Origin of the sequence: Bacillus sp. FSL R5-0447 (assembly GCF_038606125.1) — a bacterium.
Classification (GTDB): Bacteria; Bacillota; Bacilli; order Bacillales; family Bacillaceae; genus Bacillus; species Bacillus velezensis.
Window position 1 is genome coordinate 829,135 of record NZ_CP152012.1, and the last position, 19,112, is coordinate 848,246.

The 19,112-nt window shown below is 47.6% G+C and carries 18 protein-coding genes; 13 read left to right on the top strand and 5 right to left on the bottom strand.

Translation table 11 applies throughout. From position 1 onward, the window contains the following. Nucleotides 1-9: 9 nt before the first annotated feature. Nucleotides 10-699 (top strand): DUF421 domain-containing protein, encoded by a 690-nt coding sequence (locus tag NYE68_RS04360; protein ID WP_229041553.1) that lies wholly within the window; start codon nucleotides 10-12, stop codon nucleotides 697-699. A gap of 33 nt (nucleotides 700-732) precedes the next feature. On the opposite strand, the gene hmoA is transcribed toward NYE68_RS04360, so the two are convergent. Continuing rightward, nucleotides 733-1,059: a heme-degrading oxygenase HmoA gene (gene hmoA, locus NYE68_RS04365; protein WP_003155696.1), complete on the bottom strand. Its 327-nt coding sequence runs from the start codon at nucleotides 1,057-1,059 to the stop codon at nucleotides 733-735. 84 nt (nucleotides 1,060-1,143) lie between these two features. Beyond that, nucleotides 1,144-1,506 carry a VOC family protein gene (locus tag NYE68_RS04370; protein ID WP_031379272.1) on the bottom strand — a complete coding sequence of 121 codons (363 nt, stop codon included), beginning with the start codon at nucleotides 1,504-1,506 and terminating at the stop codon, nucleotides 1,144-1,146. A 160-nt stretch (nucleotides 1,507-1,666) separates the two neighbouring features. Between NYE68_RS04370 and NYE68_RS04375 the strand changes: the two genes are divergently transcribed. The 4 genes from NYE68_RS04375 (at nucleotide 1,667) to NYE68_RS04390 (ending at nucleotide 4,089) form a co-directional block, all read left to right on the top strand. After that, entirely contained in the window at nucleotides 1,667-2,533 is an 867-nt protein-coding gene (locus NYE68_RS04375) for an STAS domain-containing protein (RefSeq protein ID WP_015416994.1), read from the top strand. A gap of 314 nt (nucleotides 2,534-2,847) precedes the next feature. Further along, nucleotides 2,848-3,021 carry a YezD family protein gene (locus NYE68_RS04380; protein ID WP_003155693.1) on the top strand — a complete coding sequence of 58 codons (174 nt, stop codon included), beginning with the start codon at nucleotides 2,848-2,850 and terminating at the stop codon, nucleotides 3,019-3,021. Nucleotides 3,022-3,050: 29 nt separating this feature from the next. After that, entirely contained in the window at nucleotides 3,051-3,353 is a 303-nt protein-coding gene (locus NYE68_RS04385; RefSeq protein ID WP_015416995.1) for a hypothetical protein, read from the top strand. Nucleotides 3,354-3,444: 91 nt separating this feature from the next. Continuing rightward, nucleotides 3,445-4,089, top strand: a complete 645-nt coding sequence (locus NYE68_RS04390) for a Bax inhibitor-1/YccA family protein (protein WP_007408941.1) — start codon at nucleotides 3,445-3,447, stop codon at nucleotides 4,087-4,089. Between the two features lie 38 nt (nucleotides 4,090-4,127). On the opposite strand, the gene NYE68_RS04395 is transcribed toward NYE68_RS04390, so the two are convergent. Then, nucleotides 4,128-4,640, bottom strand: a complete 513-nt coding sequence (locus tag NYE68_RS04395; protein ID WP_061861239.1) for a MarR family transcriptional regulator — start codon at nucleotides 4,638-4,640, stop codon at nucleotides 4,128-4,130. 150 nt (nucleotides 4,641-4,790) lie between these two features. Here NYE68_RS04395 and NYE68_RS04400 point away from each other — a divergent pair, with 150 nt between their 5' ends. Beyond that, nucleotides 4,791-5,912: an FAD-dependent oxidoreductase gene (locus tag NYE68_RS04400; protein WP_342494144.1), complete on the top strand. Its 1,122-nt coding sequence runs from the start codon at nucleotides 4,791-4,793 to the stop codon at nucleotides 5,910-5,912. Between the two features lie 36 nt (nucleotides 5,913-5,948). Here NYE68_RS04400 and NYE68_RS04405 read toward each other — a convergent pair whose 3' ends face one another. Continuing rightward, complete coding sequence (locus NYE68_RS04405) at nucleotides 5,949-7,019, bottom strand: DUF3900 domain-containing protein (protein WP_007408944.1); 1,071 nt, start codon at nucleotides 7,017-7,019, stop codon at nucleotides 5,949-5,951. A 164-nt stretch (nucleotides 7,020-7,183) separates the two neighbouring features. Here NYE68_RS04405 and NYE68_RS04410 point away from each other — a divergent pair, with 164 nt between their 5' ends. The 7 genes from NYE68_RS04410 to NYE68_RS04440 all read left to right on the top strand — a co-directional run bounded on the left by NYE68_RS04410 (nucleotide 7,184) and on the right by NYE68_RS04440 (nucleotide 17,755). Continuing rightward, on the top strand, nucleotides 7,184-10,366 hold the full coding sequence (locus NYE68_RS04410) for a bifunctional cytochrome P450/NADPH--P450 reductase (protein WP_324636069.1): 3,183 nt from the start codon (nucleotides 7,184-7,186) through the stop codon (nucleotides 10,364-10,366). A 427-nt stretch (nucleotides 10,367-10,793) separates the two neighbouring features. Beyond that, entirely contained in the window at nucleotides 10,794-12,722 is a 1,929-nt protein-coding gene (locus NYE68_RS04415; RefSeq protein ID WP_003155677.1) for an LTA synthase family protein, read from the top strand. A 214-nt stretch (nucleotides 12,723-12,936) separates the two neighbouring features. Continuing rightward, nucleotides 12,937-13,701 (top strand): glucose-1-phosphate cytidylyltransferase, encoded by a 765-nt coding sequence (locus NYE68_RS04420; protein WP_015417001.1) that lies wholly within the window; start codon nucleotides 12,937-12,939, stop codon nucleotides 13,699-13,701. A gap of 6 nt (nucleotides 13,702-13,707) precedes the next feature. Next, a complete protein-coding gene (locus NYE68_RS04425) occupies nucleotides 13,708-14,676 on the top strand; it encodes a GDP-mannose 4,6-dehydratase (protein WP_012117042.1) in 969 nt (322 codons plus the stop codon). A gap of 24 nt (nucleotides 14,677-14,700) precedes the next feature. Then, nucleotides 14,701-15,612, top strand: a complete 912-nt coding sequence (locus NYE68_RS04430; protein WP_007408949.1) for a putative nucleotide-diphospho-sugar transferase — start codon at nucleotides 14,701-14,703, stop codon at nucleotides 15,610-15,612. Between the two features lie 28 nt (nucleotides 15,613-15,640). Further along, nucleotides 15,641-16,801, top strand: coding sequence for a glycosyltransferase family 2 protein (locus NYE68_RS04435; RefSeq protein ID WP_031379279.1), 1,161 nt, complete (start codon nucleotides 15,641-15,643; stop codon nucleotides 16,799-16,801). 15 nt (nucleotides 16,802-16,816) lie between these two features. After that, nucleotides 16,817-17,755 carry a putative nucleotide-diphospho-sugar transferase gene (locus tag NYE68_RS04440; RefSeq protein WP_032871781.1) on the top strand — a complete coding sequence of 313 codons (939 nt, stop codon included), beginning with the start codon at nucleotides 16,817-16,819 and terminating at the stop codon, nucleotides 17,753-17,755. Nucleotides 17,756-17,784: 29 nt separating this feature from the next. On the opposite strand, the gene NYE68_RS04445 is transcribed toward NYE68_RS04440, so the two are convergent. Next, on the bottom strand, nucleotides 17,785-19,014 hold the full coding sequence (locus NYE68_RS04445; protein ID WP_061861244.1) for an MFS transporter: 1,230 nt from the start codon (nucleotides 19,012-19,014) through the stop codon (nucleotides 17,785-17,787). Nucleotides 19,015-19,112 lie beyond the last annotated feature (98 nt).

Consider the following 19,112-nt stretch of genomic DNA (forward strand, 5'->3'; position numbering starts at 1 on the left):
GGTGCGAATATGGGACATTTACTTACAGTGGCTTGGGAGTTAGTATGCGGTTTGGGTATTTTATTTGTGATTTTAAAATTACTTGGAAAAACTCAATTCTCGCAAATTACGCCGTTTGATTTTATTTCCGCGCTCATCCTCGGCGAACTGGTCGGAAATGCGGTGTATGATAAAGGCGTCAGGATTTTTGAAATCATTTTTGCCTCTCTGTTATGGGGGGGTTTAATTTATCTCATCGAACTGATTACGCAGAAAGTAAAAAGCTCCAGAAAGCTGTTGGAAGGCGAGCCGAGTATTATCATACATAAAGGAAAACTGAAATATGATGTGCTGAAAAAGAATAAGCTGGACATTAATCAATTGCAAAGCCTTCTCAGACAGGCGAATTGCTTTTCCATACAGGAAGCGGAGTACGCGATTTTAGAAACAAACGGGATGGTCAGCGTCCTGCCGAAATTTCAATATGACACGACGAAAAACGGCGACATGCAAATAAAGCCGAAGCAGGTCTCTTTGCCGGTCACGCTGATTATTGACGGCGAAGTGCTGTATGAAAATCTGAAAGAAGCCGGGCTGGAAGAAAAGCAGCTGAATCAGGAGCTGAAAAAGCTGAACATCAAAAAAACGGAGGACGTGCTGTATGCGGAATGGAAGCCCGATAAACCGCTGTTTGTCCTGCCGTATGAGGAGAAAAAATAATAAAGAGCATTGCCCTGGGGCAAATGCTCTTTATTATTTTTCGTGTACGCCTGTTTTAACGGCTCTGACATGATACATACCGACATCCGTCCCAAGCATATAATCAGGTTTCGGCTTGCCTTGGTTTGCTTTGTGGGCCGCGATGTGGTCTTCGCTTTTTTCCCATTGTTTCCAATGGTCTTCTGACTCCCAGCGGATTAACACGACGACTTCTTCATCACCGCGGCGGACTTTTTTTTCCAGGACCGTTACGTCTATCAAACCTTCCTGCTTTTCAATCACGCCTTCTGAACTGAAGCGTTCGATTACTTTGTCGGCATGTCCTTCTTTTACGGTCATTTTTCTGATTTGTACGAACATCTGGCAGCTCTCCAATCCTTTTCACGCTTTATCCAACATTTTAAATGAAAATGATTCTCAAAGTCAATTAAGATGCCTGACGGATTACGATTTCAGGAGAAAGACATGACCATCCTCATCTTTAAATTGCACGAAGCTGCCCCATTCCATTTGTTTCGGTTCATCTAAAAAGGTGATGCCGTTCTTTTTCATCTGTTCGTATGCGGCAAAGACATCTTCACACTCAAATACGATAGAAGCCTTCATATGCTCGGCCCCTTTCATCATCGATTTCGGATAAATCACCAAATGAGTGGCGGCTCCTTTGGGCGCTACCTCAAGCCAGAAGGCGCCCGGGCCCATCGGATGCTCGGCGACGGTTTCAAACCCCGCTTTTTCCGTCCAGAATGTTTTCGCTTTTTGCTGATCATCAGTGTATACGGCGACTGTCGCGATTTTATTGATCATCATACTGACCTCCTGTTTCATTTCTTTTATAGTGTATCCTCCTGTCGAAAAAAGCAATCAAAAGCTTTAATGTGCCGGTTTTTTTAATTTCTCTAGTGCGATCGGCGATTCCGATTTATAATTTAAACAAAAGTACATATTCTTGAAAGAGGAGACGGCAGTGAACAAAGACCAATTACTTCATGATTATATTATTACACATTCGGCAGAGCTGACGGAAAAATGGCTCAAGCTGAGACGGAAGCTGAGAGGGCGTTTTTATTCTGCGGATCAATTAAGTGAGGAAATGAAACGGCTGCTGATCGAGCAGCATACCTTTACAAACACGGTCATCGCAAGTGCTTTTTTGGAGGATCCTGCCGTTTTTCAGCATAACAAAGAAAAATGGGCCGCACAGGTAGCGAAAAGCAGAGTGGAGCAAGACGCGGAGGTTCATGAGGTCGTTGAGGCGATCGGCAATTCAAGAACCGTCTTTTGGGAGGCGGTCACCCGTTTTATGGATGAGCATCAGGACATCGTAACAAACGAGGATGCCCGCCGCTGGAATCACCTTGTCAACGGCTCGTTTGATCAGCTGATGACGGATTTTACTGAACAGTTTCAGAAATTAATGATCGCGAGGCTGTCATCTCAGCAGGAGCTTATTTCCGAATTGAGCTGTCCCGTTATTTTAATCGCAGATACGATCGGCACTCTGCCGCTCATCGGCGCGATTGATACGAGACGGGCGCGCGTGATTTTGGAGTCGGTGCCGGAAAACTGTGTCGCCAAACGGATCACAAACCTTGTGATTGATCTGTCCGGTGTGCCCATTGTCGATACGATGGTGGCGCAACAATTGTATATGCTGTCGAAAACGTTATTTCTACTCGGCATCAGAACCGTGTTTTCCGGCATTCGGCCTGATGTGGCACAGACTTCTATCCAATTGGGGCTTGATTTTTCAGAGTATCAAACTTACGGCTCCCTGGAGCAGGCGCTCGCCAGCATGGGTGTCACATGTGTGATCGAGGAAGCAAAAGCATAGGAAAAAGGTGCTCCGGCCAGAGGCGGGGCGCTTTTTTTGTCAGCGGAAAACAATGTAAATATGTCGGAACGTGAAGATTGCGTTCTTAAAAACAGCTATATGACGCCTTGGGAGTCGATTTCGGGATGAAACGGTTTAAATCAAAGCGAAGGAAGTGACAGTTTTCGCAAAGAAAACATATCCAAAAATTGTGTAAATGTTATTGATTTCTGAATGAAAACATAATAGTATAATTATATATTTCTTATCAGAATAGTATGAATTAAAACACTCATTGTCAAAAGACGAACGGCCAGACATAAAGGGGGAGCATGATGACGTCCAAAGGAAACGTAGATCCGCATGTGATTGAAAAGATTATCAGCGCGCTGGAAACGCTCGATTTCGGGACAGTTCAGATTACGGTTCATAATTCCCAAGTGACACAAATTGATAAGGTGGAGAAATATCGATTTTCCCTGAAGAGCAAAGAAGTAAAACAATCTTAAAAAACAGCCAATGACAGGAGGCGGTACATATGAAGCATTCAACTGTTCCTTTCCGGGAGAGCCGGTATCTGCACCTGCCCGAAGTGCGCTTTCTGCATTGGTGCACGAAGCAATACGGCATTAACAAAGGCGTGCTCAATACAATTGACGGCTGGTTTTATGATGCGGGCGTCATTCCGATTCCCGTCAGGCGTCTTTATGTGCTGGCATTTCTCGATTTCGCGAAAACGCCGGGGCAGAAGGGGAAGATCCGATTCGGGCACGGCGGCTTGACGAAAAAACTGCATGATTTCATGGATATGCAGGAATGCGCAGCAAAACGTCAGGCCTGACATCCTTAAAATCTTCTTAAAATCATACAAATTTCTCCCATTTTATTTATAATAGACCTATCAAGATCATTTTTTTGGGAGGACTTTTGACATGCAAACTGCTGCTTATGAGAGCAAACAATCTATTATGCAGCGCATTATAACGGTATTTGTGTTTACACTGTTAGTTGCGACAATCGGCCTGTATACGGGCCAGTTCATTCCGCCGGCATTGATGCTGCCGCTGTCGGTCTTAGAGGTCGTCATGATCATCGCCGCATTTTGGCTGCGCCGAAAAAAAGCCGTCGGATATGTGTTTGTGTTTTCATTCGCTTTCATTTCCGGAATGACGCTGTTTCCGATTATCAGCCATTATGCGTCCGCAGCGGGGGCCTATGTCGTATTGGAGGCATTCGGTTCATCGTTTGTGATTTTTGCGGTGCTCGGCACGATCGGCGCTAAGACGAAAAAGGACTTGTCATTTTTATGGTCCTTCTTGCTTGTCGCTGTTATCGCACTTCTCGCAGTGGGGATCTTTAATATTTTCAGCCCGCTGAATTCCGCCGCCATGATGGCGTATTCCGTCATCGGGACGATTGTGTTTTCAATGTACATCTTATACGATCTGAACCAGATCAAGCACCGGGACATCACGGCTGACCTGATTCCTTTGATGGCATTGACGCTTTATATCGACTTTATTAACTTGTTTATCAACCTGCTACGGTTTTTCGGAATTTTAAACAGTGATGATTAACCGCGCGAAAAAGGCGCCCTGCTGAGAGGGGCGCCTTTTTATGTTCTGCCGCCGGAAAACAGCAGAAGCTTATCAAATAATACTTCAAGCATTTTTGTCAATTCCGCTTTTTGTTCAGCGGTGAAGCTTTCCATGACTCCTGAAATATTGGAGAAGTGGCCGGGAAGAAACAGCATCAGCTTTTCTTTTCCTTCTATTGTGAGTTCGATGCTGATTTTTCGTCTGTCGCCGGTATGCCGGCTGCGGTTTACAAAGCCATCCCGTGCGAGTCCGTCGATCAATCCGGTGATGGTCGCTTTGGTGACATTGGATTTTTTCGCCAGCTCCGTCGGACTCAGGCTGTGGCCGGGTGCGTCAAACAGAAACATTAAAATTTTGAATTTCCCTTCGGACAATCCGTGACTTGAGAAATAATGCTCCATGACCTGATTCATTTTTTTAGACATATCAAATAACGTCAAAAATGTTTTCAATGATTCAGCATCCATATCGGCGTAAATCTCAGCGCGTCCGGCAATCTGCGAGTAATCCGGCAAATGTCTCAACTCCATTTTTGTAAGCCTCCGTACCATTTTAGTGATTCAAAGTATAAGCTTGCCGGATTCAAAAGGCAACCTATAAAGATTGACAGTTTTTCAGTCTATATAGTAAGGTGGCTAATAGTTAATAAGTGATAAATAAATAGAGAAGGCGGTATCGTGATGAACCATGAAGTGAAAAAGATCATCATAGCGGGCGGAGGGATCGGCGGCCTGTCCGCAGCGATTTCTCTCGGCAGAGCGGGTTTTGAAGTGACCCTTTGCGAGGCGGCGTCCGACATGCGAAAAAGCGGAGCGGGCATTCTCCAGCCTCAAAATGCGCTGCGGGTGCTTCGGGAAATCGGTGTGTATGATGAATGCTGTCAACACGGTTTTCAAACGGAATGGCTGAAGCAGCATGATGAAAACGGAACGCTGCAGTTTAAAGTGAGTGAGGCGTTTTTAGATGATTCATTGCCGGGGCGGAATAATATATTGCGGCAAACGTTAAACGATATCCTCAAAAAGCATGCTGAAGCGGCGGGGGTCACGATTCTGCTCGGTAAAAAAGTTGTGTCTTACGAAGAAACGGCAGATGAAATAACGGTGCATTGTGCAGACGGAACCATGATGACGGCTGACATTCTCGCCGGCTTTGACGGCATCCGCTCCGCTGTCCGCGATCACATGCTGCAAAGAGAAGTGAAAACAGAGTATCTCGGCATGGGAGCGCACAGATTTTACATTTCTTTTCCCGAGCCGATATTTCATGATTCGACACTGATGTATAAAAAAGGGCAGACGCAGGTCGGAGTCGTGCCGCTCTCTGAAAAAACAGGATACGTATTTATCATCCGGCCGTATGACGCTGACTTCAGGGATGACGAGGACACGCGTTTTGAACGGGTGAAAGACTTGCTGCGCGGAATTCCGGGAGTAAAGTTTGTGACAGAGAATATGTCAAAGGAATATCCCGTTTTGTTTCATAAGATTGAGCAGATGGCGGTCAAAGAACCGTGGCACAGAGGCCGCGTCGTTCTGGGCGGGGATGCCGTCCATGCAGGAGCGCCGACATTGGCGCAGGGAGCGGCGATGGCAATTGAAGACGCGATTGTGCTTAGTGAAGAACTGCGAAAACACGAAAACCATGAAACTGCATGTCAAGCATACTTCGAAAGACGGGCGGAGCGGACATTACAGGTGCAGAATCTCTCATCTGAAATCGTCCGCCGCGAGATAAAGGGAACGCCCGGCGTCCAAGACATCATCGGTGCATGCTATCGATTGCTCAAAGAGCCTTATTAAATAAAGAAAGTCCAGAACATGGCGTCTGGACTTTTGTCAGTCTTGTTCAGATTTATTCCGTATCCGTTCAATCACCTCATGCAGCCCCTCAGGCTTGTGAAACTCCACCGGCGAACTGCCTTTTTCAAACGAGATCGTCTCCGCCTCAATGAGCGCGACATAGCGCCCGTTCACTTTTGCGAGATGGATGGATTCGCCGAAATCAGCCAGTAATCCTTTAATCTCTGTTTCTCCTACTTTCATTTTCAGCTCGGCTTCCGGCGTGTGTTCAATGATCTGCGCGGATGCCTCGATGACTTGATGGGTGTCGAGGCGCTCCTGAATTTCCCGCTTTTCACTTGCTTCCCAAATTTCAATGTCGTGCTCAAACTGCTGAAGCTCTTCGCTGTTTTCTTCAAAAGTTTCATACACGTGTTCCTGCACCATGTTCATGACTTGGTTTTTCATGATTTCCGGCATCGATTCGCCATATTCGACAAATTTGAGAAAATCTTCGAAATAACGGGCGTGCGAGGCCTGGTGGATTTTCAGCTCATGCTCTTCCGTCATGCCTTCTTCCGGCATATACGGATATTGAATGCTTTTCATGTTTTTTGTCGTGATGGCCATTTCGACCTTTTTAATGAGAGACGAGGCGTCTGAGATGCGGGCGACCTTCGGCTCGAAATCGCATTTCATCATAAAGACGAATTTGTCTTCAAAATACTTGCGCGGAACGGCCGATGCCACGATAAAAACACCGCCGCGCACGGCGCTCGTGTCAAGGTAAGTGCGGACGAACTGCTCGCTTGCTTCGATAAATGCTTCCTTCGTATCCGCAAGTCTGGCGCGGTTGAAAAGGTTGTAATTCGGATTTGAATCAAGCTCATGACCCGGCTCCGTGATAAAATGGCCGATTTTTGTTGGGACTTGCTCGGATTGCGGATGCCGTTCGGCTTTCCGTTTGACGATTTTCTTCAATTCCCCGTCAAGAAAATCCTTCAGCTCGCTTTCTTCAAATTCTTCCGTGTCAAGGGTCTGGAAATGTTTGAACTGTTTGTTTGCCTGTTCGTCTTTTCCTTCCACTTGAATGACATAAAACGATAAAAACTTGATTTCAAAATCCATATGTGAACTCACCTTATTTCTGTATTTAACAAGCCTCTCCAGTATAGAAAAAACCGTTATCGATCGTCAATCCGGGGATTGATCCGTAACGGCGGATAATTGGCCGGTGAAAAGGGCACTGTAGTTGGAAGGAACGCATCAATGTGTTAGAAAGGGTGTTATTCATGAAGGAAACAGGTCCGATTCCGCAGCCGAAGACATTCGGTCCGCTCGGCAATCTTCCTTTGCTTGATAAAGACAAGCCTACAATGTCGCTAATCAAACTGGCAAACGAGCAGGGGCCTATTTTTCAGCTGCATACCCCGGCGGGCGCCATTATCGTCGTGTCCGGCCATGAACTGGTGAAAGAGGTTTGTGATGAAGAACGGTTCGATAAAAGCATTGAAGGAGCTTTGGAGAAAGTCCGGGCGTTTTCCGGTGACGGGCTGTTTACAAGCTGGACGCATGAGCCTAACTGGCGAAAGGCGCATAATATTCTGATGCCGACCTTCAGCCAGCGCGCGATGAAAGATTATCATTCGATGATGACTGATATCGCGGTGCAGCTGATTCAAAAATGGGCTAGGCTGAACCCGGATGAGGCCGTTGATGTGCCTGCTGATATGACCCGCCTGACGCTTGATACGATCGGGCTTTGCGGCTTTAACTATCGGTTTAACAGCTATTACAGGGAAACGCCTCATCCGTTTATCAACAGCATGGTGCGCGCCCTTGATGAAGCGATGCACCAAATGCAGCGCCTTGATGTTCAGGATAAGCTTATGATCAGGACGAAGCGCCAATTTCATCATGACATTCAGGCGATGTTTTCGTTAGTAGACAGTATTATCGCAGAGCGCCGGTCAGGCGGCCGGGATGAAAAGGATCTGCTGGCCAGAATGCTGAATGTGGAAGACCCGGAAACGGGCGAAAAACTTGATGATGAAAATATCCGGTTTCAAATCATCACGTTTTTAATTGCCGGCCATGAAACGACAAGCGGCCTGCTTTCCTTTGCCATCTACTTTTTGCTGAAACATCCCCGTGTTTTGGAAAAAGCCTATGAAGAAGCCGATCGGGTTTTGACCGATCCCGTTCCTTCATATAAACAAGTGCTGGATCTTACTTATATCCGAATGATTTTGCAGGAGTCATTGCGCTTATGGCCGACCGCGCCTGCGTTCAGCCTTTATGCGAAAGAGGATACGGTGATCGGCGGGAAATATCCGATCACGCCGAAAGACAGAATTTCCGTCTTAATTCCCCAGCTTCACCGTGATAAAGACGCGTGGGGAGACAATGCGGAGGAATTTTATCCGGAGCGGTTTGAACATCCTGATCAAGTGCCTCACCATGCGTATAAGCCGTTCGGAAACGGTCAGAGGGCGTGTATCGGTATGCAGTTCGCCCTGCATGAAGCAACTCTTGTTCTGGGGATGATTCTGCAGCATTTTACCTTTATCGATCACACCGATTATGAGCTCGATATTAAACAGACACTGACGATCAAGCCCGGCGACTTTCATATCCGGGTGCGGCCGAGAAACAAAGAAGCCGTTGCGGCTGCTCTCCCGGCGGCTGAAAAAGCGGCGGAAGACGTCGAAAAAGAAAAACGGGAAACAAAAGGCGCATCCATTATCGGGCTTGATAACCGACCGCTTCTGATTCTGTACGGCTCAGATACGGGAACCGCAGAAGGCGTGGCGCGGGAGCTTGCCGATACTGCCGGGATGCACGGCGTCCGGACTGAAACGGCGCCTTTAAATGACCGGATCGGAAAACTGCCGAAAGAAGGAGCTCTCTTGATCATTACGTCCTCTTATAACGGAAAGCCTCCGAGCAACGCGGGACAATTCGTTCAATGGCTTGAAGAAGTCAAACCCGGGGAACTGGAAGGCGTCCGATATGCCGTCTTCGGCTGCGGTGATCATAACTGGGCGGCGACATATCAGGCTGTACCGAGGCTGATTGATGAGAAGCTTGCCGAAAAAGGGGCGGAACGCTTTTCCTCCCGAGGCGAGGGGGACGTCAGCGGCGATTTTGAAGGAAAGCTTGATGAATGGAAAAAAAGCATGTGGACGGACGCCATGAAGGCATTCGGTCTCAAGCTGAATGAAAATGCCGAAAAAGAGCGAAGTGCGCTGGGCCTTCAATTTGTCAGCGGGCTTGGCGGGTCTCCTTTGGCACAGACGTATGAAGCGGTTTACGCATCCGTTGCGGAAAACAGGGAACTTCAGGCGCCGGAAAGCGGCCGGAGCACAAGGCATATCGAAATCACTCTGCCGAAAGAGGCTGCCTATCATGAAGGGGATCATCTCGGCGTGCTGCCGGTAAACAGCAAAGAGCAGGTCAGCCGTGTTCTCCGCCGGTTCAATCTGAACGGGAATGATCAAGTGCTGCTGACGGCCAGCGGACAGAGCGCGGTTCATCTCCCGCTCGATCGGCCGGTCAGGCTGCATGATCTTCTGAGCAGCTGTGTCGAATTGCAGGAAGCGGCATCAAGGGCTCAAATCCGGGAAATGGCTGCTTATACGGTCTGCCCGCCGCACAAACGGGAATTGGAAGATTTTCTTGAGGAGGGCGTCTATCAGGAGCAAATCTTAACATCGCGCGTCTCGATGCTCGATCTCCTTGAAAAATATGAAGCGTGTGAACTTCCGTTTGAGCGATTTCTGGAGCTTTTGCGTCCGCTGAAGCCGCGGTATTATTCGATTTCAAGTTCGCCCCGGAAACATCCCGGGCAGGCCTCAATTACCGTCGGCGTCGTTCGCGGCCCCGCCCGGAGCGGTTTGGGGGAGTATCGCGGAGTCGCTTCGAATTATTTAGCGGACCGCGGCCCTGAGGATGGTATCGTGATGTTTGTCCGCACTCCGGAAACACGATTCCGGCTTCCGGAAGATTCGGAAAAACCGATTATTATGGTCGGTCCCGGCACAGGAGTCGCCCCGTTCCGCGGGTTTCTGCAAGCCCGGGCGGCGTTAAAAAAAGAAGGAAAAGAGCTGGGGGAGGCTCATCTGTATTTCGGATGCAGAAACGATCATGATTTTATTTACCGTGACGAGCTTGAAGCTTATGAAAAAGACGGAATCGTGACGCTTCATACGGCTTTCTCCCGCAAAGAAGGCGTACCGAAAACGTATGTGCAGCACTTAATGGCGAAAGACGCCGGTGCTTTAATTTCCATCCTCGGCCGGGGAGGGCACCTCTACGTATGCGGCGACGGCAGCAAAATGGCGCCCGATGTAGAGGCAACGCTGCAAAAAGCGTATAAGTCGGTCCACGAAACAGACGAACGGCAAGCGCAAGAATGGCTTTTGGACCTCCAGACAAAAGGCATTTACGCAAAAGATGTTTGGGCGGGGATTTGACCGATTTGATGAAAAGGACTGGATGACTCCAGTCCTTTTTTTACATCAGCCAAAAAAACCTTCAAGTTTTTCAGCCCCTTTGCATACAATAACTTCAGCCCGCCTGTTGGGCGGCTGTCTTTGATATTCATTTTTCGTTTTTAGAAGTTTGTGTTATTCTTATATTTGGTATCTCCTATTTTCAGACCCGGTCTGATACGGTACCTTTTAATGCCAGAAAAAAATGTGAAACGAAGAACGGATATCCTGCGTCTAATGGCTGGCGGGATAAGATGTTCAATGGGCATGACACGAATGATAAATATATCGTTTTTTTTAAATGGTGTGTTTATGGGGCTGTGTGATGCTTTCGTTTTGCTCGGAAAGCAGGAATTGAAGCAAAAAGTAAGAATACAGATTTAAAGTGTTTAGGAAAGTAGAGGTTGCCATGAAGAAATTATTTTCTTACAGACTTAGTTTTTTTGTACTGGCTATTATTTTGTTTTGGGCCAAAACGTATTTAGCCTATCATGCTGAATTCAACCTTGGGGTGAAGGGTCCGACGCAGCAGTTTCTGCTTGTGATCAATCCGTTCTCAAGCGCCATTTTCTTTTTAGGACTGGCATTGTTTGCGAAAGGCCGCAAATCAGCGATTATCATGGTGATTATTGATTTCATCATGACGTTTATTTTGTATGCAAATATCCTATTCTATCGATTCTTCGATGATTTCTTGACATTCCCTAACTTAAAGCAATCCGGTAATGTGGGAAATATGGGAGACGGCATCTTCAGCATTATGTCCGGCCATGATATTTTATACTTTGTTGATATTATTATTTTAATCGCACTTCTGGTGTGGAGACGTGAGCTGAAGGAATTCAAGCTGAAAAAACGGTATACGTCATTAATTATCGTGACGGGTATTGTTTTGTTCTTCGTGAACCTGGCGATTGCCGAAGAGGACCGCCCGGAGCTGCTGACAAGAACGTTTGACCGCAATTACATTGTAAAATACTTAGGCCTTTATAATTACACGATTTATGACGGCGTACAGACGGCGCAGACGGAATCTCAGCGGGCATATGCCAGCAGCGATGACCTGACGAGCGTTGAAAACTACACATCGTCGCATTATGCGAAGCCGAACGCCGAGTATTTCGGCAAGGCCAAAGGCAAAAACATTATTAAGATTCACTTGGAAAGTTTCCAATCGTTTTTGATCAACTACAAACTTGACGGAAAAGAAGTCACGCCGTTCCTGAATAAACTCGCCCGCGGCGGAGAGGACATGACGTACTTTGATAACTTTTTCCACCAAACGGGCCAAGGTAAAACATCTGACGCCGAGCTGATGATGGATAACAGCCTGTTCGGACTGCCTGAAGGGTCAGCCTTCGTGACAAAAGGGGAAAACACGTATCAATCGCTTCCTGCCATCCTTGACCAAAGTGAGGGCTATACAAGCGCCGTTTTACACGGTGACTACAAATCATTCTGGAACCGTGACCAGATTTACAAACATATCGGCTACGATAAATTCTTTGACGCCAGCACATACGATATGTCTGATGACAACCTTGTCAATATGGGACTGAAGGATAAACCATTCTTCAAAGAATCCATTCCGAAGCTTCAATCGCTGAAACAGCCGTTCTACGCGCATTTGCTCACGCTGACGAACCATTATCCGTTTACGCTTGATGAAAAAGACGCAACGATCGAAAAAGCGAAAACGGGCGACGCGACTGTGGATGACTATTTCCAGACGGCGCGTTATCTCGACGAGGCGCTTGAACAGTTCTTTAAAGATCTGAAGTCATCCGGTTTATATGACAACTCGGTGATTATGCTTTACGGAGACCACTACGGAATCTCTGAAAACCATAACCGCGCGATGAAAGAAATTCTCGGCAAAGAAATTACGCCTTATCAAAACGCGCAGAATCAGCGTGTGCCGCTTATGCTTCGCATCCCTGGCAAAAAAGGCGGGGTGAACCATACGTACGGCGGTGAAATGGACGTTGTGCCGACGATCCTTCACTTGGAAGGCATCGATTCTAAGAAATATATTAATTTCGGCACCGATCTCTTCTCGAAAGACCATGATGATACGGTGACGTTCCGTAACGGAGATTACGTCACGCCGAAATATACTTCCATCTCCAATGTCGTATACGATACGAAGACAGGAAAAGAACTGAAAGGCAATCAGGAAACGAAAAACCTGAAAGCCAGAGTCACAGAGCAGCTGAAGCTGTCTGACAGCGTGATGTACAAAGACTTGCTCAGATTCCACAAATTGAGCGACTTTACGCCGGTTGATCCGTCTAAATATCATTACGGCAAAGAAAAGCTGAATCAGGATAATAAATAATAGAAAGAGCCTTACGGAATTTCCGTGAGGCTCTTTTTTTTGTGTATCTTCACCAATCTGAAAAAAGAGAGAGCTTTTGGTCACAAAGGGCGCCAATCTCTCATATCTTACAGTAGATTTTGAAACCGGTGATAGAGAATCGGACAAATTATCGGGTTGGTTTCTCTTATACGGGCGGTTTCGAATCCAATATTCACAGAGAAGAGGGGTAGAGATGAAAGCAGTCATTCTCTGCGGCGGAAAAGGAACGAGAATGAGCGAAATCACCAATGAACGTCCCAAACCGCTCGCCATGATAGGCGGCAAACCGATTCTATGGCATATTATGAAACTCTATCAATACTATGGCGTGAACGAATTTATCCTGCTTCTTGGTTTCAAAGGAGAGATGATTAAGGAATATTTCTTAGATTATGACTGGAAGAATCACAGCATGACGCTGGACAGCTCTACCGGAGAAGTACGGATATTGGGAAAATCCGAGCCGTGGAAAATCACTTTTTTAGACACGGGGGAACACACGCAGACAGCGGGGCGGCTTTTACAGGCAAAGGACATCATCGGTGATGAAACCTTTCTTATGACGTACGGGGACGGACTGGCCAACATCAACCTGTTTCATCTGATCAGCTATCATCAATCAAAAGGGGCAGCGGTGACCGTCACCGGTATAGAAAAGTCCTCGCAATTCGGAACGCTGACGGTTGAAGACGGCATGGCGAAAAGCTTTTCTGAAAAAACCTCGAGTGACGGCATCATCAACGGCGGATTTTTCGTGCTCAGCCCGAAGGTATTTGATTATCTGCCGAAAGACAGGGATGTCATGTTTGAAGAAGAACCGCTGAAGGAGCTGGCGAAAGACGGCGAATTGGCGGTATACCGGCATTACGGTTTCTGGACGGCGATCGATACGTATAAAAACCTGCTGGAAATCAACAAGATGTGGGACCGGGGACAACATGTATGGAAGGTATGGTGATCAAGTTTGAGTTTCTGGAAAAATAAAAATGTGTTTGTGACGGGATGTACAGGTCTTTTAGGAAGCTGCTTGGTGAAGGAACTGATCGATCAGGGGGCCAATGTGACGGGACTTGTCCGTGACACTGTGCCCAAGTCGAACCTGTATCAGGGAGAACAAGTGAAGCAAATGAATATCGTGCAGGGTGCGCTTGAAGATCTGGATGTGATTGAGCGGGCGCTGGGCGAATATGAAATTGACACGGTCTTTCATTTAGCCGCTCAGGCGATCGTCGGCGTCGCAAACCGCAATCCGATTTCCACATTTGAAGCCAATATTCTCGGCACATGGAACATCCTTGAAGCGTGCCGCAGGCATCCGCTCATCAAGCGGGTGATCGTCGCGTCCAGTGATAAAGCGTACGGCGACCAGCCGACACTGCCGTACGATGAAAACATGCCTCTTCAGGGCAAACATCCGTATGACGTATCAAAAAGCTGTGCCGATTTGTTAAGCCACACATATTTTAATACGTACGGACTTCCGGTCTGTATTACGCGCTGCGGCAACTTGTACGGCGGCGGAGATTTGAACTTTAACCGGATTATTCCGCAGACGATTCAGCTCGTGCTGAACGGTGAAGCGCCGGAAATCCGCAGCGACGGCACATTTATCCGTGATTATTTTTACATCGAGGATGCGGTCGAGGCATACCTTTTGCTGGCGGAAAAGATGGAGGAGCTCAATCTTGCGGGAGAAGCGTTCAACTTCAGCAATGAGATTCAGCTGACGGTGCTGGAGCTTGTAGAAAAAATTCTTAAGGCCATGGACAGTGACCTCAAGCCGAAAGTGCTCAACCAGGGAAGCCATGAAATCAAGCACCAATATTTATCGGCGGAAAAGGCGAGGAAGCTTCTGAATTGGACACCCGCACATACCATTGATGAAGGATTGGAAAAAACGATCGAATGGTATAAAGCCTTTTTTCAAAAGTAACAGAAACAGAGGTGAGAGAAAGACGTGACAAGCGCATATTGCACAGTTTTATCAAAAGGAAGGCTGTATCAGGCTATCGCTTTGTTCGGCTCATTGAAAGCGGTTCAGGCGGACGCCCCCATTTTTACTTTGTGTATGGATCAAGACACCTATGACGTGCTTCAGGCAATGCGGCAGGATAATGTCACCTTGATTCAGGTGTCCGCACTGGAAAATGAGGAGCTCCTTGAACTGAAGCGGACGAGGGATCAGAGCGAATACTGCTGGACGGTGAAGCCGGTATTTCTCGAATTCGTGCTGGACGGACATCCGGAATTAGAGCGTGTCACGTACATTGATGCCGATTTGTTTTTCTTCGCCGATCCGCGCGCGATTTTTGACAATCAGCCGGATTGTTCGGTGCTTCTGTCACGGGGCGATATCGTCATTCCCTCATTTGGAAAACAGGAAATCGACATGCTGCAGCGTCTTTTAGGCCGGTATAATTCCGGTTTTCTCAGCTTCAAAACCGACAGTGCCGGTACAGATTGTCTCAGATGGTGGAAAGAACGCTGCCTGGAAGAATGCAAAAATGCGCCGGGCGAAGGAAAATTCGGAGATCAAGGCTACTTGGATTACATGTCCGGCCTGTTCCCGAATGTGTGTGACATCACCACGCCCGGCGTGAATATCGGCCATTGGAATTACGGCCGCCACACGTTTTCATGGAAGGACGGGCGTCTTGTGCTCGAAGACGGAAGTCCGCTGATTTTCTATCATTTCAGCGGATACCGGATCGTTACAGCCGGCGACATTCGGCAGATTCATGAGACGGACCGGACCGACCTGCCGTTTGTCCATCAGCTTTATCAGGACATTCTGAAGCGGGTGATCGGGACGGTCAGCGCCGTCTGCCCGGAGTTCAGCGGCTTTGCATCTGAGGATGATAACAAATAAATGATCATATACAGGAAGTGAACGAAAAGTGAAGGCAAGCGTCATTGTTCCCGCATATAATTCCAAGGAGCGGCTTTATAACAGCCTGCTGTCCCTGAATGAACAGGAATGCACAGAGCCGTTCGAAGTGATTGTGGCTGACAACGGTTCGGAAGACGGAACCTTATCCATGCTTGAATCATTCAGCGCGAATTTTCCGCTGATTTTTGTGAGAATTAAAGAAAACAGAGGGATCGCTTACGGACGGAATCAGGCGGTCCGCAATGCCAGAGGCGATATTTTGATCTTCCATGACAGCGACATGCTTGCCGAAAAGGATTTGGTGGCGAAGCATATCAAGGCTCATGAGAACCGGGACGATCTTGTCGTATGCGGTATGTTCTGGAAGCGGATTTACAGCTTTTATTATGACCGTTTTGAAAAAGAGCATAAAGAGAAACTCGCCGAACTGTATGAAGAGCTGCCGGGCGATAAAGAGCCGCTCCTTGATGAAAGTGACATCAGAGACGGAAGTTTTCTTGACCAATGCTTTGATTTAGATACCGACTTTATCCGTGTGCTGAAAAGCATTTTGGAAAAATACGGAGATGATTTGAAAGGCTACCGTCTGCCGTGGCGTTTTTTCATTACGAACAATTCGTCAGTCAAGAGACAGCACGTGGCAGATCTCGGGCTGTTTGATGAAGGCATTGTCAGATACGGCTTTGAAGATTATGATCTCGGCATCAGGCTTCATCAGTCGGGAATGAGATTTCAGCTGCGGCGCGATATCATGAGCGTCCATCAGGAGCATCCGAGCAACTGCGCTTCCGTTGATGATATCAGGGCGAATATCGCGTACATGTGCGACAAGTACAATGACATTCATTCGCTTGACGTGCACCTCGCGTTTAACGGCCCGTTTGACGCGGAGTTAACCAACAGCATGATGGCAGACATCGAAGTGCTGCTTGATTATGAGAAATATGAAAGCCTGCTGCACATTTTTCTCGAGCTGCTGCACGCGGTTAAAGACCGCAACCTCGACCCGGACTGGAAGACGAAAAGCCCGCGGATCACGGCGAACAGCTTCAATCTGCCGGAGGTCGGAAAGCTTTTGGCAAAAGCGGAAAAAAAGCTGGGCGTCACGCACTTTGCAAGGGCGTTCAAAGCGCTGGCTGCTGATTTACTGCATGTGGATCTTAAATAAATTGGATGTGATATGGTGAGTAAATATCATTTTTCAACCATTGTTTCCAGAACGCATATCTTTAAACTGATGCCGATGATTCATTCTCTCCATGAGCATTGCCGGGATTTTCATCTGTATGTGCTGTGTGTCGATCAGAAAGCGTACGAACTGCTTCAGCAGGTGCCGTGGGAACATGTCACGGCGGTTCAGCTTCATGAAATGGAGGACCCGGAGCTGCTTGAAGCAAAGGGCGGCCGGACGTTTCATGAATATTGCTGGACGCTGAAACCGGCATTTCTGTTCCATGTGATGACGGAGTATGATGGAGCCGAATATTTTGCCCACTTGGACACCGATCTCTTTTTCTTCTCAGATGCGGGCGAGCTGTTTGCGGAAAAGCCGGATGCTTCCCTTTTTCTGACGGATCACCGCAATTCAGAACGGTTTGCGTCTTATTACAAGCTGACAGGGCAGTACAACACCGGGTTTGTCGGCGCGCGGAATACCGGGGAAGCGTACCGGGCGGTCTGGCAGTGGAGGCAGGATTGCATCTCCTATTGTACGGTGGAGATGAATGAAGAAAAAAAGACATACGGTGATCAAAGGTATGTTGAAAAGTGGCCCGCGCAGTTTGAAGACGTTCATGTCACGGAGTCGATCGGCGCGAATGCGGCGCTGTGGAATATTGAGCAATATGACGTCAGCCTGCGCGGCGGGGCTGTATATGTCAATGACACCCCGCTGATTTTTTATCATTTTTCAGGCTTTACGCTCGTCACGGAGAACGAATTCAATCTGTGCTGGTACTATCACATTGATGACGAGGCGACAGTCAATATGATTTACGTACCGTACATCAAAAACGTAAAAAAATGGATTGATGAAATTCAAAAAGCGTTTCCTGATTTCAGAGACGGGTTTATTCCGAAATACGCGGTTCCTGATACTCATTTTTATACAGTTGAAACATAAAATCCCTGCCTTTTCGGCAGGGATTGTTTTTATGAATGCCATTCTTTTAATGTTTTGTCGCTCGGCAGGACAAAGGCGAGCAGACCTAAAACGGGCAGAAAGGCGACGGCTGTCATGGTCGGCGTCAATCCCGCTGAATCAATAAGAGCTCCGAGCGCAACGGCTCCGATCGCGCCCATTCCGAAGGCGAGCCCGACCGTAAGCCCTGACATCGTTCCGATTTTGCCTGGAACAAGCTCCTGCGCGTAGACAACAGTCACGGAGAAGCTGGACATCAGAACAACACCGATCAGCGCCAGTACGCCATAGGCGATGACAGGCCCCGCAAACGGAAGGAAAATCGTCAAGGGAGCCGATGCTATCATCGAAACGATGATGACGTTCCGCTTTCCGAAACGATCTGCAAGCGGCCCGCCGAGAAACGTTCCGACAGCTCCGAAAAATAAAAAGACGAAGATATAGCTCTGTGCCTGCTGAATGCTGACATGATAGGCATTCATCGCATAGAACGTATAAAAGTTGCCGATCGCGCTCACATACCAGGAGCGCGCGAAAATTAAGAAGATAATCATGATAAGGGCGAGAATAATCGGTTTTGTAATCACGGTCTGCACGGCGGAGGCCGGTGATTTTTTACTTACGGCGCGCAAATGAATAAGGCGGCCTTTATACCATTTGGCGATATAAATGAGAAACAGTACAGCGATTGCGGCGACTAGCGTAAACCAGACAGAGCCGAATTGACCGAGCGGAACGAGAATCAGCGCGGTAATCAAGGGCGCCATCGCCTGGCCGGTATTCCCTCCGACTTGGTAAATCGATTGCGCCAAGCCGCGCTTTTCGCCGGCGGCCATGTAGGCGACACGCGATCCTTCAGGATGAAAGACGGCGGAGCCAAGGCCGATAAAAAAGACACAGCATAAAATCGTCAGAAAAGACGGGGCGAACGCGAGACCTAAAATGCCGAGCATGCTTGCGGTGAGTCCGAGCGGCAAGGCATACGGCATCGGGCGTTTATCCGTATACCAGCCGATGACGGGCTGCATCACGGAAGACACCATATTCAGCGTAAAGGCGATCATTCCGAGCTGCGTAAATGTAAGATTCATGGAACGTTCCAAAATCGGAAACATCGCCGGAATCACCGCTTGCAGTGAATCGTTCAGCAGATGACAGATCCCGATAATGAACAAAATAGAATACATGGTTGTCTCGGGACGATGGACAGGTTTTTCTTTAAGCGGGGCGGCAATTGCCAAAGTGATTCTCCTCCTTTTTATGTAAACGAAGCATACACCATATTATTCATAAGGTGAATGAATTATCAAGTGCAAAAAAGGCTCTTCTTTCTCAAACA